At 69.4% G+C, this 24,595-nt stretch carries 19 protein-coding genes and 4 pseudogenes; 3 read left to right on the top strand and 20 right to left on the bottom strand.

The features are described 5' to 3' along the window. Positions 1-2 precede the first annotated feature (2 nt). The 5 genes and pseudogenes from K6K41_RS30700 to K6K41_RS20805 form a co-directional block, all read right to left on the bottom strand. Positions 3-2,373 (bottom strand): annotated as a pseudogene (locus tag K6K41_RS30700) (xanthine dehydrogenase family protein molybdopterin-binding subunit). Next, a pseudogene (locus tag K6K41_RS20820) lies at positions 2,370-3,360 on the bottom strand (FAD binding domain-containing protein). Before K6K41_RS20820 ends, K6K41_RS30700 begins: the two co-directional pseudogenes overlap by 4 nt. Continuing rightward, a complete protein-coding gene (locus K6K41_RS20815) occupies positions 3,357-3,845 on the bottom strand; it encodes a (2Fe-2S)-binding protein (protein WP_261402090.1) in 489 nt (162 codons plus the stop codon). The pseudogene K6K41_RS20820 and the gene K6K41_RS20815 overlap by 4 nt, the downstream one beginning before the upstream one ends. A 379-nt stretch (positions 3,846-4,224) precedes the next feature. Continuing rightward, a complete protein-coding gene (locus tag K6K41_RS20810; RefSeq protein ID WP_261402089.1) occupies positions 4,225-4,998 on the bottom strand; it encodes an SDR family oxidoreductase in 774 nt (257 codons plus the stop codon). Continuing rightward, a complete protein-coding gene (locus K6K41_RS20805; RefSeq protein ID WP_261402088.1) occupies positions 4,985-6,193 on the bottom strand; it encodes an alkene reductase in 1,209 nt (402 codons plus the stop codon). Before K6K41_RS20805 ends, K6K41_RS20810 begins: the two co-directional genes overlap by 14 nt. Before the next feature lie 96 nt (positions 6,194-6,289). Here K6K41_RS20805 and K6K41_RS20800 point away from each other — a divergent pair, with 96 nt between their 5' ends. Further along, positions 6,290-7,222, top strand: a complete 933-nt coding sequence (locus K6K41_RS20800; RefSeq protein ID WP_261402087.1) for a LysR family transcriptional regulator — start codon at positions 6,290-6,292, stop codon at positions 7,220-7,222. 223 nt (positions 7,223-7,445) lie between these two features. Here the strand turns inward: K6K41_RS20800 and K6K41_RS20795 are convergent. From K6K41_RS20795 to K6K41_RS20750, 10 genes and pseudogenes are all read right to left on the bottom strand, one after another. Further along, a pseudogene (locus K6K41_RS20795) lies at positions 7,446-8,649 on the bottom strand (IS3 family transposase). Further along, positions 8,571-8,855: a hypothetical protein gene (locus K6K41_RS20790; protein ID WP_261402086.1), complete on the bottom strand. Its 285-nt coding sequence runs from the start codon at positions 8,853-8,855 to the stop codon at positions 8,571-8,573. Before K6K41_RS20790 ends, K6K41_RS20795 begins: the two are co-directional and overlap by 79 nt. Positions 8,856-8,977: 122 nt before the next feature. Then, positions 8,978-10,827 (bottom strand): annotated as a pseudogene (locus K6K41_RS20785) (methanol/ethanol family PQQ-dependent dehydrogenase). 263 nt (positions 10,828-11,090) lie between these two features. Continuing rightward, complete coding sequence (locus K6K41_RS20780) at positions 11,091-11,558, bottom strand: hypothetical protein (protein WP_261402085.1); 468 nt, start codon at positions 11,556-11,558, stop codon at positions 11,091-11,093. Continuing rightward, entirely contained in the window at positions 11,555-14,764 is a 3,210-nt protein-coding gene (locus K6K41_RS20775) for an efflux RND transporter permease subunit (RefSeq protein ID WP_261402084.1), read from the bottom strand. The genes K6K41_RS20780 and K6K41_RS20775 overlap by 4 nt, the downstream gene beginning before the upstream one ends. A gap of 258 nt (positions 14,765-15,022) precedes the next feature. Continuing rightward, entirely contained in the window at positions 15,023-15,931 is a 909-nt protein-coding gene (gene ihpB / locus K6K41_RS30695; RefSeq protein WP_378148901.1) for a divalent metal ion exporter adaptor subunit IhpB, read from the bottom strand. A 533-nt stretch (positions 15,932-16,464) separates the two neighbouring features. After that, on the bottom strand, positions 16,465-16,803 hold the full coding sequence (locus K6K41_RS20765) for a hypothetical protein (protein ID WP_261402082.1): 339 nt from the start codon (positions 16,801-16,803) through the stop codon (positions 16,465-16,467). After that, positions 16,800-18,086 carry a TolC family protein gene (locus tag K6K41_RS20760; protein WP_261402081.1) on the bottom strand — a complete coding sequence of 429 codons (1,287 nt, stop codon included), beginning with the start codon at positions 18,084-18,086 and terminating at the stop codon, positions 16,800-16,802. Before K6K41_RS20760 ends, K6K41_RS20765 begins: the two co-directional genes overlap by 4 nt. Before the next feature lie 68 nt (positions 18,087-18,154). Next, positions 18,155-18,520 carry a hypothetical protein gene (locus tag K6K41_RS20755; protein WP_261402080.1) on the bottom strand — a complete coding sequence of 122 codons (366 nt, stop codon included), beginning with the start codon at positions 18,518-18,520 and terminating at the stop codon, positions 18,155-18,157. Between the two features lie 96 nt (positions 18,521-18,616). Beyond that, positions 18,617-18,946, bottom strand: a complete 330-nt coding sequence (locus K6K41_RS20750; protein WP_261402079.1) for a hypothetical protein — start codon at positions 18,944-18,946, stop codon at positions 18,617-18,619. Between the two features lie 316 nt (positions 18,947-19,262). Here K6K41_RS20750 and K6K41_RS20745 point away from each other — a divergent pair, with 316 nt between their 5' ends. Then, a complete protein-coding gene (locus K6K41_RS20745; protein ID WP_261402078.1) occupies positions 19,263-20,255 on the top strand; it encodes a TerC family protein in 993 nt (330 codons plus the stop codon). Positions 20,256-20,375: 120 nt separating this feature from the next. Next, positions 20,376-20,939, top strand: a complete 564-nt coding sequence (locus K6K41_RS20740) for a hypothetical protein (protein ID WP_261402077.1) — start codon at positions 20,376-20,378, stop codon at positions 20,937-20,939. Here the strand turns inward: K6K41_RS20740 and K6K41_RS20735 are convergent. From K6K41_RS20735 to K6K41_RS20715, 5 genes are all read right to left on the bottom strand, one after another. Continuing rightward, positions 20,921-21,493: a hypothetical protein gene (locus tag K6K41_RS20735; protein ID WP_261402076.1), complete on the bottom strand. Its 573-nt coding sequence runs from the start codon at positions 21,491-21,493 to the stop codon at positions 20,921-20,923. The genes K6K41_RS20740 and K6K41_RS20735 overlap by 19 nt on opposite strands. Before the next feature lie 62 nt (positions 21,494-21,555). Beyond that, positions 21,556-22,494, bottom strand: coding sequence for a YncE family protein (locus tag K6K41_RS20730; protein ID WP_261402075.1), 939 nt, complete (start codon positions 22,492-22,494; stop codon positions 21,556-21,558). Further along, positions 22,491-23,006, bottom strand: coding sequence for an SRPBCC family protein (locus K6K41_RS20725; RefSeq protein ID WP_261402074.1), 516 nt, complete (start codon positions 23,004-23,006; stop codon positions 22,491-22,493). Before K6K41_RS20725 ends, K6K41_RS20730 begins: the two co-directional genes overlap by 4 nt. After that, complete coding sequence (locus K6K41_RS20720) at positions 23,006-24,070, bottom strand: vWA domain-containing protein (protein ID WP_261402073.1); 1,065 nt, start codon at positions 24,068-24,070, stop codon at positions 23,006-23,008. The genes K6K41_RS20725 and K6K41_RS20720 overlap by 1 nt, the downstream gene beginning before the upstream one ends. Further along, positions 24,067-24,591, bottom strand: a complete 525-nt coding sequence (locus K6K41_RS20715; protein ID WP_261402072.1) for a hypothetical protein — start codon at positions 24,589-24,591, stop codon at positions 24,067-24,069. Before K6K41_RS20715 ends, K6K41_RS20720 begins: the two co-directional genes overlap by 4 nt. Between the last annotated feature and the right edge of the window lie 4 nt (positions 24,592-24,595).

The raw sequence follows: 24,595 nt of genomic DNA, 5'->3' as shown, positions 1-24,595 counted from the left end.
CCTCAGGCTATCAGCTTCTCAAGCGTGATGGGCAGGTCCCGGACACGCCGGCCCGTGGCGTGGAACACCGCGTTGCCGATGGCCGCGGCGACGCCCACGATCCCGAGTTCGCCCACCGCCTTGCCGCCCAGCGCGGTGGCCGTCAGGTCCGGCACCCCGACCGACAGGGTCGTGATCTCGGGCACGTCGGCGTTTACCGCGACCAGGTAGTCCGCGAGGCTCGCGTTGACGATGCGGCCGGTGCGCGGGTCGGTCGACCCTTCCTCCAGCAGCGCCTGCCCCAAGCCCATGATCATGCCGCCCATCCACTGGCTGCGGGCGAGGCGCGGGTTGTAGACCCGGCCGCTGTCGAACGCGCCGACCATGCGCCGCACCCGCACCGTGCCGAAATCCTCGTCGACCCGGACCTCGACGAACTGCGCGCTCCAGGCATGAGCGGAGACGCCGCCGTCCGTCGGCGCGATCATGCGCTGGAAGGTCTGGTTGGTCAGCCGCCGGTCGTCCTCGGTCGCTCCCGGCTTGAACGTGTCGGCGCGCGCGACCAGCGGACCGTCGCCGAGCGCCCTGATCAGGTCGCCGACGAAGATGCCCTTCGAGGCGTTCCTCGCGGGCCGCACGTGCCCGTCGGACAGCACCAAATCGTTCGCGCGGGCCCCCGAGAGCGGCGAGCGGGGATCGTTGGCGGCGAGGTCCAGCAGCCGCTCTCGCGCAGCGCGTGCCGCCTTGTCGACGGCAGCGACGAGGAGGTTCGCGAGCTGCGACCCGCCGGCGAGCGGGGCGAGCGGAAGGTCCGTGTCACCGAGCACGACCCTCACTCGTCCGGCGGGCATCGTCAGGACCTCGGCCGCGGCCTGCGCCAGGATCGTGTAGGTGCCGGTACCCATGTCGATGCCGGCGCTGCGCACCTCCACCGAGCCGTCATCCTTTACGACGACCTCCGCGTCGCCGGCGCTGCGCCGGACCGGGTAGGTCCCCGAGGCCATGCCCCATCCGATGAGCTCACGCCCCTCGCGCATCGAGCGGGGCTCATGGGAGCGCTGCGACCACCCGAAGACCTCCGCGCCGGCGGCGTAGGCTTCCCTCAGCCTGCGGGTCGTCCAGGGAAGCTTCGCCTGCTGGTCGAACTCGGCGTAGTTCCGGAGTCGGAGTTCGAGCGGATCCATGCCAAGCGCGTGGGCGAGCTCGTCCATCGCCGTCTCGATGGCGAACGCGCTCGGGTTCTCCCCGGGCGCCCTGAACCAGCCCGGGTTCACGGTGTTCACCGGCGCTAGGCTGTGCCGGGAGGCGAGGTTCGGCACGGCGTACATGATTGGGGTCACGGCGTTGCAGGGCTCGACGTGCACGTCGTCGATGGCCGTCTCGTTCCAGCCATCGTGAACGACGGAGACCAGCCGGCCGTTGCGGTCAGCCCCGAGCGAGAGGCGCTGGTGCGTGCGCGGGCGTCCGCCGTAGCCGGTGAAGGTCTGCGGCCGCGTCAGGGCGAGCTTGACGGACGACCGATCTCGCGGGCCGCGGCGCAGGCGAGTGCCACGTGCGGGTGCGGCGAGACCTTGCAGCCGAAGGCGCCGCCTACGAAGGGCGAGACGACCCTGACCTTCTCGACGCCGACGCGCATCCAGTCGGCGATGATGCTGCGGGCACCGGCCACCCACTGGCTCGGCTCCCAGACCGTCAGGCTATCGCCCTCCCAGGCCGCGATGCAGGCGTGGGGCTCGATGGGCAGGTTGTACTCGCGGGGGGTGGTATAGACGCCCTCGACCCTGACGGGGGCGGCGTCGAGCGCGGCCTGTGCGTCGCCCAGGCGACCGACAGCTTGTCCAGGGGCGTCCTTCCGGCTCCGGCCGCCTCCGGATCGACGACCGCCTTGCTCTCCTGGTACTCGACACGGACGAGCGCGGCCGCCTCGGTCGCCTGCTCGAAGGTCTCCGCGACCACGAGGGCGACATGCTGCCCATTCCAGCGGACGAGGTCGTCCTGGAGGGGGAGGAAGTTCTCGGTCGCAGCGCCTCCCTTGGAGAAGACCTCGGCCTTCGCGATCCTGGGCGCGGCGCCGACGGTGTACACCGCGAGCACCCCTGGCACGGCGCGCGCCGCCCCTGTTTCCGTCCCGACCACCCGACCCGCCGGCACCGTCGACTGGACGATCACGGCGTGGGCCAGCCGCTCCATGCGATGCTCGACCGCGTAGGTCGCGCGACCGCTCACCTTCAAGAAACCGTCGGCCCGCGGCGGCGCCGCGCCGAGGCCGGCGAGGGCGGCCCTCGCCGGTCGCTTGCCCAAGCCGCGGGCGGGAAGCGCCGCGGCGGCCGCGCCGGCGGTCACGGTGCCGAGGAGCGCGCGGCGGCTGATGCCGTGCCGGAGGAGGTCGTTCATGCCCGGGTCTCCGCTTCGATCAGCGCGCGGGCGACGACCCGCGGCGCCAAGACGGCCTTGTAGGCGTTATGTCGGAGGGGTTGCGCACCTTCGACGGCGAGGGCCGCCGCCCGGCGGACCGTTGCCTCGTCGAAGGTCCGGCCCCGCAGGGCCGCCTCGACGTTGCGGGCGCGCCAGGCCGCGTGGCGACCCCGCCAAGGGCGACCCTGGCGTCGCGAATCGTGCGGCCGTCCGGTTCGAGATCGAGCCCGACCGCCGCGCTCGCCGCGGCGAATTCATAGGAGGCGCGATCCCGGACCTTCAGGTAGCGCGACCGCCGCAGGGCCGGGGTGACCGGGATCTCGACCGAGACCACCACCTCAGCCGGCGCGAGGTCGTTCTCCAGGTCGGGGCGGTCGCCGGGGAGGCGGATGAAGTCCTCGACCCGGACGGACCTGGGCCGCGGACCCTCGATGCGGAGGGACGCGTCGAAGGCGACCAGCGCCACCGCGAGGTCGCCGGGGTAGGTCGCGATGCAGGCATCGCTCGTGCCGAGGATCGCGTGGTTGCGGTGGATGCCCTCATGGCAGCGCAACCCGACCCGGGCGACCGCTTGTTGCATCGGGCGTTGCCGCCGACGTCGCGGAAGTAGGTGCAGCGCGTCCGCTGGAGGACGTTGCCCGCGACGGTCGCCATGTTGCGGATCTGGGGCGAGGCGGCCTGCCATAGGCTCTCGGACAGCGCCGGCGCCGCTTCCCGTATACCGGGGTGGTCGGCGACGCGACTCATGCGCGCGAGGCCGCCGATGCGGACCGCGTCGTTCGCGACCTCTATCCCGTCGAGGCCGTCGAGCCGGCCGATGTCGACGAGCGTGGACGGTCGCTCCACCCCGCATTTCATCAGGTCGAGGAGCGTGGTGCCCCCGGCGAGCAGCCGCGCATCAGGCTCGCCGCCGCGCCGTCGGGCCTCGGACAGGTCGCAGGCGCGGAGATAGTCGAACGCCCTCATCGCGCCGCCTCCGTCCCGGGACGTCCGGCGCAGGCCCGGACCGCGGCGACGATGTTCGGGTAGGCCCCGCAGCGGCAGATGTTGCCACTCATGAACTCGCGGATCTCGTCGTCCGTGCCGGCATGGCCCTCGCGGATGCAGGCGACGCCGGACAGAATCTGGCCCGGCGTGCAGTAGCCGCACTGGAAGGCGTCGTGTTCGATGAAGGCCGCCTGCATCGGATGAATGCCGCCGTCGTCGCCGGCGAGCCCCTCGATGGAGGTGACCTCGCTGCCCTCGGCCTGCACGGCGAGCGTGAGGCAGGCGAGCACGCGCCGGCCGTCGACGAGCAGGGTGCAGGCCCCGCACTGTCCCTGGTCGCAGCCCTTCTTCGTTCCCGTCAGGCCTGCGTGCTCGCGCAGCGCGTCGAGCAGCGTCACCCGCGGGTCGATCTCGAACGTCATGTCCCTGCCGTTGACCTGCAGCGTCGTCGCGCGTGTCGGCATCGGCTGACCTCCGTCGTTTCACGCCGCGAACGGGATTGTCCGGGCTTGCCTTGAGATGGAACGGCGCCTTCCGGGCCCCTAGCCCGATCCGCCGGATCTTGCCTGATCCTGTCGGGCGTACGGAATGGCGACCCGCCCGCCGGAGCCGCTTGCCCGTCCGACCGTGGCCACGATTAGCCCGTTCCATTCCGCGCCCGCAGGATCGGGCACGGGCGCCGCGGCCGCCGAGCTTCGACCAAGGGCGGGCACGAACCATCCAGGGGGACAGGGTGCGCGCCAGTCGCCCCCGGGGAGTGCAAGCGGGTGACCACCGACGAGCCTTGTCCGGGCCCGCGAACGCCGGGCGTCCGAGGGCCCGCATCGGAGGGGGCGTGACCCGCTACTGGGCGGAGTAGCCTCCGTCGACCATCAGCATGTGGCCGACGACGAAAGAGGCGGCGTCCGAGCAGAGCCACAGCACGGCCGCCGCGACCTCCTCCGCGCGGCCCATCCGGCCGACCGGATGCGCGGCGCGGATCGGGTCCATCACTGATTCCGTGCCAGCGAGCTCGACGAAGCGGCGGATCATCGGGGTGTCGATGGTGCCCGGACCGACCGCGTTGATGCGGATGCCCTGCCGGGCGTAGTCAAGGGCCGCCCCGCGGGTCAGGCCAAGAATGGCGTGCTTGGAGCCGGTGTAGGTCGTCAGGCCGGCGATGCCGACGACGGACGACATCGAGCCCATGTTGACGATGGTGCCGCCGCCCTGGCGGAGCATCTGCTCGATCTCCGCCCGCATGGACAGCCAGACGCCGCGAACGCTCACGTCGAACACTCGGTCGTAGGTCTCCGATGGCTGCTCGGCGAGCGGCTGCGAGTTCTGGGTCAGGCCGGCGTTGTTGAAGGCGTAGTCGAGGCGTTCGTAGGCCCCGACGACGCGCGCGACCATGGCCGCGACGTCCGCCTCCTTGCTCACGTCCGTCGGGACGAAGGTCGCCTCGCCGCCGCGGTCCCGGATCAGCCGGACCGTCTCCTCGCCGGCCTCCGCGCGAATGTCGCCGACGACCACGCGGGCGCCCTGCTCGGCGAAAGCGAGCGCGGTCGCCCGGCCGATGCCCGATCCCGCCCCGGTGACCAGGGCGACCTTGTCCTTGAATTCGTCATAGCGCGGCATCGCTCGCTCCCGGGATGCTTGAGGTGTCCGAAAAAGGGTTTCGCGTCGTCTCAGGCGGCCTTGGCGGCGGCCTCCGGACGGTACGGTGGGTAATCGACGTAGCCCTTGGCGCCGCCGGTGTAGAAGGTCGCCGGTCCGCCTTCGTCAGCGGCCAGTCGTTGCGCAGCCGCGCCACGAGATCCGGATTGGCGATGAAGGGCTGCCCGAACCCGGCAAGGTCGATCAGGCCGTCGGCGAGGAATTTGGTGGCGCGCGCCTTGGTCAGGCCGCCGTCGAGCATTAGCGCCACCCCCGGGGCGTCCCGCCGCCACCGTCCGAGCAACCCGTGGATCGCCTCGCTCGTGGGCTTCTGGCCCTCGGGCGTGTTGAAGAAGCCCGTCTGGTCCATGACGTGGATGTAGGCAATGCGGCGGCGACCGAGCTCGCGCCCGAGCTCGGCGAAGGTGTCCTCGGTTTCGTCGAAGGGCGGGACCGAATTGATCGTACCGTAGGGCGTGAGGCGAATGCCGACGCGGCCGGGCCCGACCGCGTCGGCCACCGCGTCGACGACCTCCAGCGTGAAGCGCAGGCGCCCTTCGAGGGTCGCGGCCGAATACCGGTCGGTGCGGTCGTTGATGAGCGGGTTCAGGAACTGGTCGAACAGGTAGCCGTTTGCGGCGTGCAGCTCGACGCCGTCGAAACCAGCCTCCATGGCGTTGCGCGCGGCCCTGGCGAAATCAGTGACCACGCGCCCAACCTCGTCCGTCCCGAGCGCGCGCGGCTTCGACACCGCGACGAAGTCAGGCTCGCCCCGCTCGTTGCGCCCGAAGGCCATCGAGCCCTCGGCGGTGCGGCCGGTGGCGCTGACGGGCGCGCGGCCGCCTTCCTGGATGGAGGTGTGCGAGATCCGCCCGACGTGCCAGACCTGCAGGAACATACGGCCGCCCGCGGCGTGGACCGAGTCCGTGACGAGGCGCCAGCCCTCGACCTGGGCGCGGGTGAAGATGCCGGGGTTATGGAGGTAGCCCTGGCCCTCGTTCGAGATCGGCGAGCCCTCGGCGACAATGAGGCCGGCCGTTGCCCGTTGCGTGTAGTAGAGCGCCACCTGCTCGGTGGCGGCGTCCTCCGGCCCGCGCGAGCGGGTGAGCGGCGGCATGACGATGCGGTTCGGAAGCCGGAGCCCCGCGAGGTCGAAGGGGGTGAACAGGTCGGTCATGGGTCCTGACTCGATGACGGTGACCCATTGACTAACTCCGTTCGCGGCGGCGATAAATATTCTTTAATTCACAACACTGCGGAACGGAATTCGCTCATGGCCGTAACCGTGGAGAGCCTCAGCGCGATGCAGGCCTTCGTGCACGCGGCGGAGAAGCGGAGCTTCAAACTCGCTGGCCAACAGGTTGGCCTAACCGCCTCCGCCATCGGCAAGGCGATCCAGCGTCTCGAAGAGCAACTCGCGGTCCGGCTGTTCCACCGGTCGACCCGGTCGGTCACCTTGACCGAGGAGGGCGTGCTGTTCCTCGACCGTTGCCGCCGCATCCTGGCCGAGCTCGAAGCGGCGCAGGCGGAACTCACGCATGCCCGTGCCACCCCAAGGGGCAGGCTAAAGGTCAGCCTGCCCATGGCCTCGGGGCTGCTGTTGCCGGTGGTGGCGGACTTCGCCGAGACACATCCCGGGATCGAGCTCGACATCGACATCGGGGACCGCTTCGTCGACGTGATCGAGGAAGGATTCGACGTGGTCGTGCGCTCGGGGGAGCCAAAGGACAGCCGGTTGCTGCACCGCAGGCTCGGACGCTTCGAATGGCGCCTGGTCGCGTCGCGGGCCTACCTCGACGCCCGCGGCACACCGGCGACCCTGCAGGATCTCGCCGGCCACCGCTGCCTTCGCCAGCGTTACGTGGAGACGGGGAAGCTGGTGCCCTGGCCGGCCGAGGCCGGCCCGGAAGGCCTGTCCCTCCCGACGACGGTCGCGGCCAACGCGCAGGACCCTCTCGTGTTTCTGGCCGAGAAGGGCCATGGAATCGCGTTCCTTCCCGAGCCGGTCGTGCGCCGGCAGTTGGCCGCCGGCACGCTCGTTGGGATCCTGCCGGACGCCACCGAGACCGGCACGCTGGGCCTCCTTTGGCCGGCCAGCCGCTACCCGTTGCCGAAGGTCCGGGTGTTCGTCGACTTCCTCGCGGGTCGGTTCGCCGAGGCTTTCACCGAATCGAGGGGCCGGCCATCGGAATCGCCAAGACGGTGACTGGGATGCCTCAAGCTTGACTAGGCCTACGCGCGAGGTCTTTGCAAAGTCGCTGCCGCTTCGCCCCTAACCAGAAGGGAAATGGTACGATCGCTTGCACAGCCGTGCCGATCGCTTGGACTTTACTTCGGTATGGGCACCGACGAAAAGCAACAGCATTCGGCGCTGCCAAGAACTCCGGCTATCATCTGGCCGGCCCCCATCGAGTGGTCCGGTTGGAATGTTAGTTCATGAGCGGCGCTGACGCGACGGTTGGTGTGGCCGGCGGAGCTGGTCGGGGTTGCGCAGCCGGCCATAGCGCGACCTCTGGCGCGGGCGGCCTGTAGCCGAGCGCCGAGTGTGGGCGGATGGCGTTGTAGTGCCGCCGCCAGGTTTCGATCACGGCCTTGGCCTCGGCGAGTGAGGAGAAGATCTCGCCGTTGAGAAGCTCGTCGCGGAGCCGAGCGTTGAAGCTCTCGCAGTAGCCGTTCTCCCAAGGGCTGCCGGGCTCGATGAAGGCAGTCCTCGAGCCGACGGCGACGATCCACTCGCGGACGGCCTTGGCCGCGAACTCCGGGCCGTTGTCCGACCGGATGTGGCCCGGCGCGCCGCGGAGAATGAACAGGTCTGACAGGACGTCGATGACGTCGGTCGACCTGAGCCTCCGCCCGATCCGGATCGCCAGGCATTCGCGCGTGAACTGGCTGCGCCGACCTTCGGTTCGTCGATCACGTTGAGCATCCTGAACTTGCGGCCGTCATGCGTCCGATCCTCGACGAAGTCGTAGGACCAGACGTGGTTTGGCCGCTCGGGCCGCAGCCGCACGCATGAGCCGTCGTTGAGCCACAGCCGCCCGCGCTTGGGTTGCTTCGTCGGAACCTTCAGCCCCTCACGTCGCCAGATCCGCTCGACCCGCTTCAGGTTCACGACCCAGCCGGCGGAGCGCAGCAGAGCCGCGATCCGCCTGTAGCCGTAACGGCCATACTGGACAGCCAGCGCGACGATGTCGGCGGTCAGCGCCGCCTCGTCGTCGGGCCGCGTTGGGACCTTCCGCTGTGTCGATCGGTGCTGGCCGAGCACAAGGCAAGCACGGCGCTCCGTCACGCCGAGCTTGCTCACCACACGATCGACGCAGTCGCGGCGACGGGCGGGGCTGATCAGTTTCCCCGAGCTGCCTCCGCCAGGATCATCTTGTCCAGCGTCAGGTCCGACACCGCTCGACGAAGCCGGGCGTTCTCGGCCTCCAGCTCCTTCAGGCGCTTCACTTGATCGCCCTTCAGCCCGCCATACTCGGTGCGCCAGCGATAGAACGTGACTTCGGTCACCCCGATCGACCGGATCGCTTCCGCGACCGGCCGACCTTGCGCGGTCAGAACCTCGACCTGCCGCAGCTTCGCGACGATCTCTTCAGGTGCGTGCCTTCCTCGGCATCGTTCAGTCCTCCACATGGCCAAAAGCCATACATCAGGGAGGACCACTTCTCAGGGGGCAGACCAATCGCGCAGCCGTTGACGATCCAGGGGTCGGGGCGCGGCTCCACGTTCTGGATCACGGTCTGGCCGGTCGCGGCTCCGGCGCCTGCGGCGAGAAGCGCCGTCGCGGCGAGCGTCCGCAGAACCCGGCGCGGAGCGCGCGAGGCGGTCTTGATGGACATCTCGGTCTCTTTTTCCAAAGCGATGCGCGGAGAAAGGACCGGCGGCGCCGGCATCGGGGTCAGTGGGGCGCCGCCGGCCAGAGCGGGCGGCCCGGGGGGAGATCCCGGACCGCCCGGCAGCCTTACTTCTGCGCGGTGCGCTCAGGCACTTCGAACACCCAGAACGAGCCGCCCTGGCTGACGAGCTTGGTCTGGTCGGCCATGTCGCCGCCCCACAGCGGCACCGCACCGCCGTAGCCCGAGGCGATCGCCACATACTGCTTGCCGTCGAGCTCGAACGTCACCGGGACCGAGACCACGCCGGAGCCGGTCTGGAACTTCCAGAGCTCCTTGCCGGTCTTGGCGTCGGCGGCCTTGAAGTAGCCGTCCGAGGTGCCGAAGAACACCAGCCCGCCCTTGGTGGTCATCGTGCCGGACCAGAGCGGCATGGGCTCGAGATGCTCCCAGACGATCTTGCCGGTCTTCGGGTCGAGCGCCGCAGCGCGCCGACATGGGTGTCGAACTTGCGCTGGATGCGGAAGCCCTGGCCGAGATAGGCCGCGCCCTTCTTGTAGGTGACGTTCTCGGTCCAGTAGTCTTCCTGCCAGTCGTTCGACGGGATGTAGAACAGGCCGGTGTCGGCGCTGTAGGACATCGGGTTCCAGTTCTTGCCGCCGAGGAAGTTCGGCGTGACCTTGATGGGCTTGCCCTTGGCCTCGCCCTTCTCGGGCGCCGGGGGCCGCTGCCCCTCGACCTCGATCGGACGACCGGTCTTCTCGTCGAAGCCCTTCGCCCAGGTGATGTCGCGGACGAACGGATAGGCGGCGATGAAGCCTTCCGCCTGCTTCGAGATCTTGCCGTCGCGAGCCGAGAGCTTGTCGGTGTCGGTCAGGAAGAAGAAGCCGTTGCGGTCGGCGTGCGCGCCGGCGCGGACCGTTTTCCCGTCCTTCTCGAGATCGAACAGGATGATCTCATTGTTGCCCGAATAGTCCCAGGCGTCGTTCGGGGTGTGCTGGTAGAAGCCGACCGGCTCGCCGGTCGAAGGCTCGATATAGGCCTGACCCGAGGTGTAGAGGCTGTCGTAGTTCTGCCAGTCGCCCTTCGGGCCGGTGCGGTAGTGGTGGTTCCACGGCGCCGGGTTGCCGGTGCCGACGATGATGGTGTTGGTCTTCTCGTCATAGATCGGGCTCTGCCACGGGGCGCCGCCGCCATGGCTCCAGGCCTCGGCCTTGCCGGTCTTGGTCTCCTTGCTGTCGGGCCAGGACGGCGCCTTGGGATCGCCCGTCGGGGTCGACTCCTTGCCGTTGAGGCGCCCGACATGGCCCTCGACGAAGGGACGCTTCCAGATCTCCTCGCCGGTCTCCGGGTCGCGGGCGTAGAGCGCGCCGAACTCGTCGCCGGAATTGCCGTGGACGAGCAGCACCTTTCCGGTCTTGGCGTCCTTGATGATGACGGGCGCGCCGGTGAAGGCGTAGCCAGCCTGATGGTCGTCAAACTTCTTCGACCAGACGACCTTGCCAGTCTTGCGGTCGAGCGCGACCATCGAGGCGTCGAGCGTGCCGAAATAGATCTTGTCGCCGTAGATCGCCGAGCCGCGGCTCACCACGTCGCAGCAGGGTCGGATGTCGTCGGGCAGGCGGTGCGAGTAGGACCAGATCTTCTTGCCGGTCTTAGCGTCGAGCGCGAAGATGCGGCTGTAGGACGCCGTGATGTAGATCACGCCGTCGCGCACCAGCGCCTGGCCTTCCTGGCCGCGCTGCTTCTCGTCGCCGAACGAGAAGGTCCATTTGGGCTTCATCGTGCCGACATTGTCGGCGTTGATCTGGTCGAGCGTCGAGTAGCGCTGGGCCTTGACGCCGAGGCCGTACATCAGAACGTCGTCATTGGTCTTCTGGTCGTTGAGGATGTCCTCCCAGGTGACCGGACGCTGGTCCGGCAGTTCCGCAAGCGCGGGCGCGACGCCCGCCAGCAGGAGCGCCGACGCGCCCGCCATCAGCAGCCCCCGGGGGCCCGCTCTTCCGAATGTGCTCATTCGTTCCTCCCCGCGGTCTGGTCCGTTTCGCCGACCGCTTGGGAGCAAGCCTAGAAGCAAACATTCGACCATTCATGAGAGTTATTTCAAGAACGGATCGTCCTTAGGCGCCATGAGCAAAATATAAGATTGCTTTATTTCATATATTTTTATCATAAGCAGCGAGTCACGATCTTCATTCAACTATAGTCTGCGCAAGGCGATCTTCCCACGCCGCCCGACCCTCAGCCGCGGGCCTGGCGCGCGTCCCGGATCATCTGTTCGAAGAAGTCGTGCCGCTGGTCGTGAGCGTCGACGACGCCCCTGACCAGCGGCTTCGCGGTCTGCTCGCAGAGCGCCTTCAGACGGCCCGCCTGCTCCTCGGCCGAACCGCCTGAGAGCGGCCGGATCATGCCGAGGCCGACCGCCCGCGCCGCGCCGGCCGCGCTCGCGACGATCGGCGCCGCCTCCTCGCGCGTCATGACGGCGAGGATGTGGTCCTTGACGTGGGCGATGACCTGATGGGCGTCGCCGTCCCTACCTCCTGTCTCCCGCGCGAAGTCGGGATCGAGCTTCTCGCAGACCGCCGCGAGGTTCTGCGCGAGGAAGACGGGCGAGAGAATGTTGCGCATGACGTCCCCATCGAGCGCGCGCGCCGGGGACGAGGTCCCCAGCGCGAGAGCCCCGAGGAGCAGCGCGGCCGCGCCCCTCATGCCGCGCCCTCCGGAACGGCGTCCGGCGCAGGCGCCGGATCAGGCCTCCGCCGGCGCGTGAACAGCGCGTAGAGCGCCGGCAGGACGAGCAGCGTCAGGATCGTGGACGACACGATCCCGCCGATCACCACCGTTGCGAGCGGCCGCTGCACCTCCGCGCCGGGACCGGTCGCGATCGCCATCGGCACGAAGCCGAGCGAGGCCACCATCGCGGTCATGAGCACCGGACGAAGCCTCGTCAGCGCCCCTTCCTTCACCGCCTCGACCAGATCCTTACCCTGCTCGCGCAGCTTCTGGATGAAGGCGATGATCACGAGCCCGTTGAGCACCGCGACGCCCGAGAGCGCGATGAAGCCGATGCCGGCCGAGATCGACAGCGGAATGTCGCGGATCAGAAGCGCCGCCACGCCGCCGGTGAGCGCGAGCGGAACGCCCGAGAACACCAGCGCGGCGTCCTTGAAGGATCCCAGGCTCATGAACAGCAGCACGAAGATCAGCCCGAGCGCGATCGGGGTGACGATCGTGAGCCGCTGGGTCGCGGAGACGAGCTGCTCGAACTGCCCGCCCCAGCCGATCCAGTAGCCGGAGGGCAGCTTGACCTGCTCTGCGATCGCCTTCTGGGCGTCGCCCACGAAGGAGCCGAGGTCGCGGTCGCGGACATTCGCCGAGACCACGATGCGGCGCTTGCCGTTCTCGCGGCTGATCTGGTTCGGCCCCGGCGCGACCTCAAGCGAGGCGAGGCTCGACAGCGGCACGTAGCGGGTGCGGACCGCAGGCGCCCCGAGAACCGCAGGACTGGCCTGCGGCTCGGCGCCGTCCGGGGTCGGCAGCGGCACGGGGATGGTCTTCAGCGCCTCGATGTCGGTGCGCAGCTTTTCGGGCAGCCGCACCACGATGTCGAAGCGGCGGTCGCCGTCGAAGATCTGGCCGGCTTCCTTGCCGCCGACCGCGATCTCGACGATCTCCTGCACGTCGCCGACGCTGACCCCGTAGCGGGAGAGCGCCGCCCGGTTGAGCTTCACGGTCAGGATCGGAAGGCCGGTGACCTGCTCGGTCTTCACGTCCGCGGCTCCAGGGACCTGTGCGAGCGCGGTCTGCACCTCGCCCGCGACCTTCAGCAGCGTATCGAGGTCGTCGCCGAAGATCTTCACCCCGACGTCGGAGCGCACGCCAGAGATCAGCTCGTTGAAGCGGAGCTGGATCGGCTGCGAGAGCTCGTAGTTCGACCCCGGGATTTCTTCCGCGGCCTTCTCCACGTCCAGCATCAGTTCGGCCTTGGTCTTGGCCGGATTGGGCCATTCCGACCGGGGCTTCAGCATCACGTAGCCGTCCGAGATCGAGGGCGGCATGGCGTCGGTCGCGACCTCGGCGACGCCCGTGCGGGCGAACACCTCCTTCACTTCGGGAAGCTGCAAGAGGCGCTTCTCCAAAGCCGTCTGCATCTCCAGCGACTGGGTGAGGCTCGTGCCCGGCACGCGCAGCGCCTGCACGGCCGCGTCGCCCTCGTCGAGGCTCGGGATGAACTCGCCGCCCATCCGCGACGCCGCGACGCCGGTGACGACGACGAGCGCGGCGGCCGCCGGGGCCACGATCCAGCGGAGCCGGATCATGAGCCCGAGAAGCGGCGCGTAGGTCACGCGGGCGCCGCGCATGAACCAGTTCTCCTTCTCCTTGACGCGCCCCGTCACGAAGATCGCGATCGCGGCCGGAACGAACGTCATGGAGAAGATCGAGGCCCCGAGCAGCGCCATCAGCACCGTCACGGCCATCGGCGTGAACATCTTGCCTTCCACGCCTGTCAGCGTGAGCACCGGCAGGTAGACCACCGCGATGATCATGGTGCCGAAGAGGCTCGGCCGGATGACCTCGCTCGCGCCGGCGAGAATGGTCTCGAACCGCTCCTGCATGCTGAGCAGCCGCCCGCGGCGTTCCTGCTCGTGGGCGAGCAGGCGCAGGCAATTCTCGACGATGATGACCGCGCCGTCGATGATGATGCCGAAGTCGATGGCGCCGAGGCTCATCAGGTTCGCCGAGACCTTGTTCTCGACCATGCCCGTCACGGTGAAGAGCATCGCGAGCGGGATCACGAGCGCCGTCACGATCGCCGCGCGGATGTTGCCGAGCAGCAGGAACAGCACCGCGATGACGAACAGCGCGCCCTCGACGAGGTTCTTCTCCACCGTCGCGATGGTGGCCTCGACCAGCGTCGAGCGGTCGTAGACGGGACGCGCCTCGACGCCCTCGGGCAGCGATTTCTGCACCTCGCCGAGCTTGTTCGCGACGCGCTCGGCGACGGTGCGGCTGTTCTCGCCGATCAGCAGCATCGCGGTGCCGAGCACGACCTCATGGCCGTTGAGCGTCGCCGCGCCGTTGCGCAGCTCCCGCCCGTCGCGGACTTCCGCCACGTCCGACACCCGCACCGGAACGCCCGCATGCGCGTTGATGACGATGCCGCCGACATCCTCGGCCGAGAGCGCCTGTCCGGGCGTGCGGACGAGATACTGCTCGCCGTTCCGCTCGATATAGCCTGCGCCGACATTGGCGTTGTTGGTCGCGAGCGCCGTCATCACGTCGCGGAAGGTGAGCCCATAGGCCATCAGCCGCGCGGGGTTCGGCAGCACATGCAATTGCCGCTCGTAGCCGCCAATCGTGTTGACCTCGACGACGCCCGGCACGGTGCGGAGCTGCGGCGTGATGATCCAGTCCTGGATCGTGCGCAGGTCCGTCGGGGAGTAGTCGGTCCCGTCCGGCTTCTTCGCGCCGGCCTTGGCGTCCACCACGTAGTTGTAGATCTCGCCGAGCCCGGTCGAGATCGGGCCCATGGCGGTCTCGGTCCCGGGCGGCAGCTGGTCTTTCGCCTGCTGCAGCCGCTCGTTCACGAGCTGGCGGGCGAAATAGATGTCGGTCCCGTCCTTGAACACGACGGTGACCTGGGAGAGGCCGTAGCGCGAGAGCGAGCGGGTGTAGTCGAGGTCCGGCAGCCCGCCCATGCTGGTTTCGAGCGGAAAGGTGATGCGCTGCTCGACCTCGAGCGGCGAGAATCCGGGCGCTGTGGAGTTGACCTGCACCTGGACGTTGGTGATGTCCGGCACCGCGTCGATCGGCAGGCGCAGGAAGTTCCATGCGCCAACCCCCGCGACGGCGAGGCAGGCGAAGACCACCAGCCACCGCTGCGCGATGGAAAAGGCGAGGATGCGCTCGATCATGGCCGGGCGCTCCAGTTCGAGAGAGCGCGCTCTTCCCCCCTCCCCCGCGCCAACTCCGTACTGGCGGAGTTGGCCATCCTGACTGCGCAAGTCGGAAGCATCCGACTTGCGATAGGGAGGGGTCGGGGGTGGTTCAGGATCGAGCGAAGACGGCGCTGGCGCTCGACGCGCAACGTGGCGCGGCGTTCGGAGCCACCCCCACCCTTACCCTCCCCACAAGGGGGAGGGGCCGGCAGCGTTGCGTCTCGGAAAAGGCCCTCAATGCTCATGGCTCGCGCTCCCCTTGGCGAGCTCGGCCTTGACCACGAAGCTGTTCTTCGAGGCGTAGGCCTCGCCGGCCTTGAGGCCCGTGACGACCTCGACCACGCGCCCGTCGCGGCGTCCGAGCGTCACGTCGCGCGCCGCAAAACGGTCGCCCTCGCGCACAAACACGACGTCGCGGCCCTCGAGCGACTGAACCGCGTCGAGCGACACCGCCAATGGAACCGGCTGCTCGGCGGTCGCCACCGCGCCGGTCGCGAACAGGCCCGGTCGGAAGCGGCCGTCATTGGCGATGACGGCGCGCGCCACCGCGCTCTGCGTGTCGGCGGCCCCGATCGGCGAGAGGTAGGAGATCTTCGCCGCGATCGGATCGGCGCCGTCCTCGGGATCGATCAGCACCGTCTCGCCGACCTTCACCTTGGCGAGGTCGCGGCGATAGACCGAGAAATCGACCCAGAGCGTCGAAAGGTCCGTCACCACGAAGGCCGGCTTCTGTTCGGAGACATATTCGCCGAGCGAGGCCTGCCGCTCGGTGATCACGCCCGCCATCGGGGCCTTGAGCTCGTAGGTGGTGAGGCTCTGGTTGCTCTCGATCACCGCGAGCGGCTCGCCCTTCTTCACCTCGTCGCCGAGGCGCTTGGAAAGCGTCCGCACGATCCCCGGAAAGCGCGGGGTGACTTGCACCACCGCCTCCTGGTTCGCCTGCACGATCCCGTTGAGCTGAAGCTCCTCGCGCAGCGTCGCGCCTGCGGCTTCTCGAAGCCCGATGCCGGCCGCCTTCGCCTGGGCCTCGCCGAGCTCGACCACGCCCTCCGGCAGCTCCGCGCCATGGCCGTGCCCGTCGTCTTGCTTTTCGGCGCCGTGCCCATGGCCGTCGTCCTTGGCGTCGACCGCCGCGACCTTCACTCCTGCGCCAGTCTCCGCCTTGGGCTCGGGCTTAGGCTTATCGTGGCCGTGGTCGTCCTCGGCGCCATGGCCGTGGCCGTCGTCTTTGGCTGGCCCATGGCCATGCCCGTTATCCTTGGCGTGGTCGTCCTTTCCATGGGCGTGACCATCACCCTCCTTGTGATCGTCCGCCGCCGCGACCTGAGCCGGCGCGCCGGCGTCGGCCTTGGGCTTCGGCTTATCGTGGCCGTGGCCGTCGTCTTCGCCATGCCCATGGCCGTCGTCCTTGCCGGACCCATGGCCATGCCCGTCATCCTTGGCGTGGCCGTCGTCTTTTTCATGCGCGTGACCGTCGCCTTGCCTGTGGCCGTCCGCGGCTGCGACCGTTTTCGGTCCTTCGGCGTGCGCGTGGCCGTCGCCGCCCATCAGGCCGGAGTAGAGCGCGAGCGCTCGCGTTCCGACCTCTGAGGGCCCGACCTGGGCCGCGTAGAGCCCGCCGGCCCCGATGAGGCCGCCGACGATCAGGACGGCGGCGTCGCGTGCGAGGGAGCGGCTCATGAGCGGTCTCCCATCAGGGCGTTGGTCTGCTCGGAGACGCGGCGCGCATAGCAGGGCGGCTTGGTCTTCTGGCCCTTGTGGTTGCGGCCGGCCCATTTGTGGCCATGGCCGAGATGGGCGTGGTCGGCATGGGCGTCCGGATGGCCGTCGCCGGCGAAGTGGCGAAGCCTCGTGTCGCGGGCGTCGCAGGTCGGCGGGGTGCGGCCGTCATAGACGAAGGCCCCGCCGGTTCCCGGCACGGGGACGACGCGGGCCGTGGCGTGGCCGGCGAAGGCGGCCGAAGCCGAGGCGAGCAGGATCGCGCCTGCGGCGCAGGCGGTCTTGAACATGGTCATTTGTCTCTCCGGGACAGAACGAGGGCGTATCCCGTCAGGCCTTCGAGACTGGCGAGGGTTGCGTGGAAGGAGACGAGCGCGTCGATCTCCTTGAGGGAGGCGTCCGAGAGCGCGGCCCGGGCCTCCAGCAGTTCGAGCAGCGAGTAGCGGCCTTCCGCATAGCCCGCGCGGACCTCGTCATAGGCCTCGCGGGCGACAGGCAGCACGTTGGCGCGGGTGAGGCGGGCCTCGTCGTAGGAGCCGCGCAGCGCCTCATAGGCCGCGCCCACCATCACGGTGAGCGAGCGCTGCGCGGTCGCCCGCTCAGCCTCGGCCTTGGCGAGCGTCTCGCCCGCCTCGACCACGCCGCCCTGGTTCCGGTCGAACACGGTGAGCGGCACGCTGAGCGAGGCCATCACGGCGTTGGACTTGTCCTCGCGATAGTGCCGCCAGCCGACGCCCGCGGTGACGTCGGGAACCGCCCTCGCCTCCGCCGCCGCGAGCAGCGCGCGGCGTTGCGCCTTCAAGGCCGTGAAGCGCGTGAGCTGCGGCGTCTGGAGCGCGCGCGACATCAGGCTTTCGAAGGACGGCGGGACACCGATGCGCGTGAGGTCGCCGCCGACGGAGCCGAAGGACGCGGCCTTGTCGCCGATGAGCGTCGACAGCTCGCGCCGCGCCGCGTGGAACGAGGCCTTGGCTTTCGCGAGCTCGACCCGCGTCGTCTCGGTCGCGACCCGGCCGCGGGCGATCTCGGCGCGCGACGAGGCCCCGGCCTCGACCCGGCGTTCGAGCAGAGGCGTCAGCCGGTCGAGATCGTCGACCTGGGACTCGAGCTCGGCGACGCGGGCCTGCGCGCCGAGCGTTCTCGCGAAGGCTTCCGCCGTTTCGGCGAGCACCTGCAGCCGGGTCGCGGCCCGGTCCCAGCGCGCAAGGTCCGTTTCGGCGGCGGCGGCCGCCATCCGGGCCTGCCGCTTGCCGCCCAGCTCGAACAGCTGGCTGATCTGCAGCGTGGTTTCGGCCGCACCGAGATTGCGTCGGGCATTGGAGCCGAACGCGCCGTCGATCTCGGCCGAAAGCTCGGGGTTGGGAAACAGCCCCGCCTGGATGTTGCGGCCGCCCGACGCGCCGATCTCGCGATCGGCGGCGGCGAGCGCCGGACTGGCGGCGACGGCGCGCGAGAGCGCCTGCGACAGGGTTAGCGTCCGCGCAGACTTGTTTGGAGGTTGATTGGCGGCATGCGTCGCCGGCGCCGGAAGCAGCGCGATCGCCGCCCCCAGCGCAAGCGCGCGGGTTCTGAGAAACATGACCTGACCTGATGAGAAGACGAGCGGAGGCGCGCGCTAGGACGCGCGCCGGCTAGGGCGTCGTCAGGTCAGGCTCGGGGAGGAGGAAGGTCGATCAGGGGCTCGCGGCCGTGCTCGGACGGCGCCGAGAACCAGTTCAGCCGTTCGCCGAAGGCGACGAGGGCGGCCGCGCCGTGCGGCGTCGGCTGGGGCATCGCCGCGCAGCCGTGGCAGCCGTGATCGATGCGATCGCCCGAGGCGTCGACGTCGCCGGCGTGCTGGTCGCCGGCCTCGCCGGTGATCGCGAGCGCGATCGCCGAACCGGGGCCAACATGGGCCGCATGGCCCTTCTCGACCGCGCCGGCGTAGCCGAAGAACGTCAGGCACAAAGCGATCGTCAGCCGGGCGAAGAGTCGCCCGAGCAACGAGGATTTCGCTTCAGACCGATCGATCATGCCGCAATGCATCAGGGAGTTCGGGACGCGAAGTCAAGTCGGAACGGACGCCTCGCCGCAAGCCGCCATCCTCCGGTCGAGAGAGTGAACGGTCCGTTAAATCCGGGACGAGGCGGGGGCCTCCTCCTCCCCGCGCAGATAGGGCCGGGCCGCCGCCACCACGGGCGCGCAGGACGGCGCGGCCTTGACGATCACGTCCTCGGCCTTCAGCCGCTCGAGCCAGACGTCGAGCGCGAGCGAAAACCCATGCGCGGGGCTGTCGCCCACCTGCTTCACGAGTGCGGGAACGCCGTTCCGGACGCAGGTCTCGACCTGCGCGATGACCTCGACCGGCGCCTTGGCTCTGCGCAGGGCCGCCTCGACCTCCGCCGTCGCCGGATCGACGACGAACGTCTGGAGGAGGCTGGAGAGAAGCGCGCTGAGCATGAGGGGTCTGTCCGTGCGAGAGGAGCCGGGAGCGGCCGCGTCTCGCATAGCCCGGCGAAGTGACGGAAATATCGCCGGATTTCGTGTGGAGGGCGCCGCCCGGCATCACGGTTGCGTCAGGCCGGCCGTCGTCCCTTGCCTTGCGGCCCGCCGCGGCCCATGTCGACGCAGTCAGATTGGTCCGGGCCCCTCTGGCGTGCTTTCCCCAAGCGGAGGCGCGTGATGTCGGACTGCCCACCCACCCTTTGAGGGCGGTGGCGCAGCGTCCGCGTCGGCGCTCGTCGTCGTCCTTGCGACCAGAGGACCTCGACGGCGCATGATCCCGGAATTTCTGTTCGTTGAATTCGTCGGCAAGCCGGCCTGGCTGTGGCTGAGCTTCCTCGCGCTCGTGGGCGTTCTGCTCGCCTTCGACCTCGGCGTGCTGAACCGCAAGGGCAAGGAGCTCGGCGTCGCCGAAAGCCTGAAGCTCTCCGCCTTCTACATCGCGGTCGCGGTCGCGTTCGGCGGCTGGGTCTGGTCCTCGATGGGGCCGGAAGCCGGCATGAATTACTTCACCGGCTACGCCATCGAGAAGGCGCTCTCGATCGACAACGTCTTCGTCATCGCGCTGATCTTCGGCTATTTCTCGATCCCGCCGAAGTACCAGTACCGCGCGCTGGTCTGGGGCATTCTGGCGGTGCTCGTGCTCCGCGGCCTGATGATCGGCGTCGGCGCCAAGCTCGTCCAGGACTACGGCTGGATCATGCTGGTGTTCGGCGCCTTCCTCGCCGTCACGGGCGTGAAGATGCTGTTCGCGGGCGACGAGGAGACCGACCTCTCGCAGAACAAGGCGGTGGCCTGGCTGTCCAAGCGCATGCGCGTGACGCCCGAGCTCCACGGCGAGCGCTTCTTCGTGCGCCAGCCGCATCCGACCACGGGCAAGCTCGTGCTCTGGACCACTCCGCTGTTCCTCGCGCTCGTGGTGATCAACATCGCGGACCTGGTCTTCGCGGTGGACTCGGTGCCGGCGATCTTCGCCATCACCACCGACACCTACATCGTGTTCACCGCCAACATCATGGCGGTGCTCGGCCTGCGCGCGCTCTACTTCGCGCTCGCCGCGATGGCGCAGCGCTTCGCCTATCTCAAATACGCGCTCGCGCTCGTGCTGGTGTTCATCGGCGCCAAGATCTTCTGGGCGCATTTCTTCGGCAAGGTCGACCCGGCGATCTCGCTCGGCGTCACGCTCACGCTCATCGCCGGCGGCGTCGCGGTGTCGCTCTGGCGCACCCGCGGCGACGACAAAAAGGCCGAGCTGCCGGCCGAGTGAGCGAAGCCGCGAGACCGGCGAGGCGCCCCGAGCGACGCCTCGCCTCGCAGTGAAAATTCTTCGTACGAACAGTCGAATAAAATATTTACCGCATGGGGCGGTTCTGAATAGATTCATCCCATGCTTCGATCTTCGAAATATCTGACGGTTTCTTTATTATTTATTCTGGCGGCAGGGGCTGGTCTCGCCCTGTATCTGCGCGGCGACAACCCGAAACCCGTCGCCGAACAGCCGCCGCCACGGCCGACCGTCCTCACGCTGCAGTGCCAGTTCTACGTCTTCGTCGAGAGCCGGCCGTTCGTCGCCTTCCTGCTGGAGAAGGCGCCGGACGATCCCGCGCTCTACCGCCAGCTCTATGTCGCCAAGGCCGACGGCGACCGGACCGACTACAACGCGCTGGTGGACAAGCGGCCGGAGTGGCGGCTCGGCGGCGCCGGCGACCCGACGCTCCTCGAAGCCCAGGTGACCGTCCCGGATCCCGGCCCCGCGGGCGTCGCCGAGCAGGAGATCGCGATCGAACTCCGCGAGTTCGACGCCGCCCGGTCGGACGGCGTCTGGCGCGAGGCGAGTCTGAAAAGCGTCTACTACCAGAACCTGCCGGGCAAATGCCGGCAGGCCGCCACGCCCTTTCCGGGCCAGCCCGGCTCGGGCCAGCCCGCGTCGGGTCAGCGCGCCGCCGGCTGAGCGTCGGCAGCCGGCGCGTCGAGCGCGGCCACGATCTTCTCCACGGAATCGTCGCGCAGCTTCACCGCGCCGGCCTCGGACTTCGTCAGGATCTGCACCGACATCATGCCGAGCCGCTGCGAGTCGAAGATCGTGGTCATGGCCGCGGTCGCGCCCTCGGGGCAGAAGCCGAGGCCCTCATACTGCACGCGGTGATCGCTGAGCCGCCGGACGTCGAAGGACTTGAACGCGCAACCGGTCGCCTTCAGCGACTCCTCGGTGCCGTATTTGAAGCTCTGCAGCGCCTTGTCGGGCTCGGCCACCACCAGCTTCACATAGTCGGGCGAGGGCTTGGCTTGGCCGACGCCGACCACGCCGCGGCCGCCGCAGGCGTCGCTCTCGCACACGAAGGTGACGCCCTCCTCGCCGGTCTGCTTCTTGACCCAGCCGGGCCCGATCTCGGCCACCACCTTGGTCACGTCGATCTGCGGCAGGTCGAGCGCCTGCTGCGCATGGGCCGCGCCGGCGAACGGCAGGGCAAGGCCTGCGAGAACGAGACGTTTCATGAGACGCATTGGGGATTCTCCCGTTGGTTTTGTTTAAGTCCGGCCGCTTCCGACGGCCGGTTGGGCGAAACTCATTCGGCGACGACCACCAGGTTCCGTGGGCCGCCTTCCGCCGACATGGTCCTGGCGACCTTGATGGTCTCGAGATCGACGAGCGAGACGGTGTCGTCCATCCAGTTGGCGACCGCGGCGGTCTTGCCGTCGGGCGTCAGCGACACGCCCTCCGGATAGGCCCCGGTCTTCACCCGGCCCGCGACCTCGAGGGTCGTGGCGTCCACCACCGCGAGCGCGCCGTCATGCTGCAGCGTGACCGCGATCCGCCCGCCGTCGGGCGTCACGGCGACGCCGTAGGGCATCTTGCCGACGGCGACGCGCTTCAGCTCCGCGCCCTGCGCGACGTCGACCACCGAAAGGTCTCCGCTCTGGACGTTGGCGACGTAGAGGCGCGCGCCGTCTGGCGACAGAGCGAGCGCGAACGGAGCCTTGCCGACCTTGACGGTCTTGAGCTCCGACTTGCCCGTGAGATCGACCACCGCGACCGCGTCGTCCTCGCGCAGGGCGACGAATGCCCGCTCGCCCGCCTTGTCGAGCACGACGCCTGCGGGCGACTTGCCGACCTTGGTCTCGCCGGTCGGCGCTCCCGTCAGCGCGTCGAGCTTGATCAGCACGCCGCGGGTCCAGTCGGTGAGGTAGACGAACTCGTCGGTCGCCGCCGCCCCGAAGGGCTGGCCCTTCACCGGGAAACGGGCGGTGATGCGCCGCGTGAGCGCATCCACCACGGTGACGCGGCCATGGTCGGGATCGGTGACGTAGAGCGTGCGCCCGTCGGGCCCGGCCGCGACGCCCGCCGGCAGGTCGCCGACGTCCACATAGGTCGCGGTCCCGCCGGCGACCGGCAGCAGGCGCACCACGCCTCCGGTCTGCCCGACGACCGCGATCACGGCCTCCTCGGCGACAGCCGCGGAGGAGGCTGCGACCGCCGCCGCGCAGAAGAGCGCGCGGAGCCTCACCCCTGCCCCTCCGCCTTCTTCTTCAGGCCCTCGAGACCCGCCTTGAAGAAGTCCGACAGCGCCTTGACGGCCGAGGCGTCGTCCTTGCCCTCCGGCGGCTCGTTGGAGGTGTCGAGCCGGTAGCCGCGGCCCTGCCAGGTGACTTCGGACCCGCCGCCCGCGGCCTTGACCACGATCGTCGCCGAATAGGAGCTCACCGGAAAGGCGTCGACGCCCTCGTTGGAGAGCCGGTAGCCGAGCGTCATGGAGGCGTCGTCGCTCTCGTCCTGCCCCTCCTCCAGCACGGCTCCGCCCTTCACCGTGAGGGTGCGGTCGGTCCCCTTGGCCTCGACCTTCTCGACGTCCGGGTGCCAGGCCTTGATCCCGCCGAAGTCCTTGACCAGCGCCCAGACCTTGGCGGGCTCGGCCTTGATCTCGACCTTCTCCTCGACTTTCTGCGGCGTCGGGCCGTGGGCGAAGGCGGTTGCGGGCGCGGCGAGCGCGAAGGCGGCGGCGAGGATGATGGAACGCATCAGGCGACTCCTTGGCTGGCGGCGCTTTCGCGCCGAAGGCTTGGGCTGACGGCGCCGTCGCGCCGGGAACTTGGGCTCGCGGCGCTTGCGCGCCGGAGGCGGGGGAAAAGCGCGCGACCGCGAAGGCTCGCGGCGAGCGGCGCTCCGTAGAGAGCCGCCAGCGCCAGAAGCGCGGCGAACGCCGGGAGGGAGGACAGGTCGACCGGAACCTCGATCGGGCGGGGTTTCGCGTTCGCCTCGATGGCCTCCGCGAGCGCCTCCGGATCGCCGAGGCGCGCATAGCCGAGGCCGGTTGCGGCCCCGATCTGGCGCAAGTGATCCTCCTTCACGGAGGTCAGGTGCTCGTCGCCCTCGGGCATCTCGCCGAAGGGCGCGTTGCGGGCGTTGTAGCCGGCCGGAAGCTCCTGGCCCTCGGCGTATTCCGGCGGCGGCCCGAGCCGGGAGGCCTGCGGCACGTCCGACATCGAGAAGAAGCCGGACTCGCGTCCGAAGTCGTCATATTTCGGGATCGGGACCGGCTGGGTTCCGCCGACGCCGACGAGAAGCCCCCTCACCTTGTCCTTCTCGATCTCGAAACGCTGCTCCATGTCGGTGCGCGGCGGCGGCGCCTCATGGCCGTCGGTCAGGAAGATCAGGTCCGCGCCGATGGGCTTCGTCATGTCGATGGCGCGCTGGAGGCCGTCTGAGATGCGGCTGTCGCCCTCCCAGGCCATGCGCCAGTCGAGCCCGCGGATCGCGCCCTCGATCGCCGCGAAATCGCGGCAGACGTCCATGGGCTCGAACAGCAGGAAGACGCGCCGCTCGCTGAACACGCCGAGGCCGAAGCGCGAGCCGCAGGGCAGCCGGCCGATCGCCGCCGGCAGGCGCTGCCTGACCGCGTCGAGCCGGCTCTGCGGAGCTCCCTGGCCGCCATAGTCGCGCGCGTTCATCGAGCCGGTGATGTCGACGAAGCCGACGACGTCATAGGTCGCGCGCTCGGCGCGGATCTCCGGCTGCAGCGCCGCGATTGCGCTCATCACGAGCGCCCCGCCGATCGCGAGCGTGCGCCAGTCCGGCCGCCTCACGGCAGCCCCCGCGGGCGGCCGGGGAGATCCGTCCAGAGCTTCTTCGGCTGGGCCTTGGTCTCCTCCTCCAGCCCCTCGAATTCGGGGAAGTCGCGCACGAGCCGCATGACGACGTCGAGGTTGTAGCGGGCGTCCCAGAGGCCCGGATCGGCGCGCAGCGACGCGCGGAACGCGTCCTTGGCGAGGCGCACCTCCGGGATCGCCTTGTCGATCTGGCTGGCCTCCACCGCGCCGACGGCCCGGCGCGCGCGGGCGTTGCCGACGTCGTAGTAGAAGCGCGCCGTGACGTGCCGGTCGCCCTGCCCGACGATGCGCCCGACGAGCGACTGGGCCTCGTCGATCCGGTCGCGAACGAGCAGAAAATGGGCGCGGGCGAAGACGAGTTCGGCGCTCGCGTCGTCGGGCGGGGCGACGTCGCGTTTCGACGCGAGCGCGATGAAGACGGCGCGTTCGGCGCGCTCGCCCTGGAGCGTCCAGATGGCGGCGGAAAGCCACGCCGCCGCCGCGCAAACCGCTACCATGGGC

Source organism: Chenggangzhangella methanolivorans, assembly GCF_019797865.1.
Lineage (GTDB): Bacteria > Pseudomonadota > Alphaproteobacteria > Rhizobiales > Methylopilaceae > Methylopila > Methylopila methanolivorans.
The sequence above is the reverse complement of the archived record's forward strand: the minus strand, read 5'-3'. Positions and strand labels throughout refer to the sequence as shown.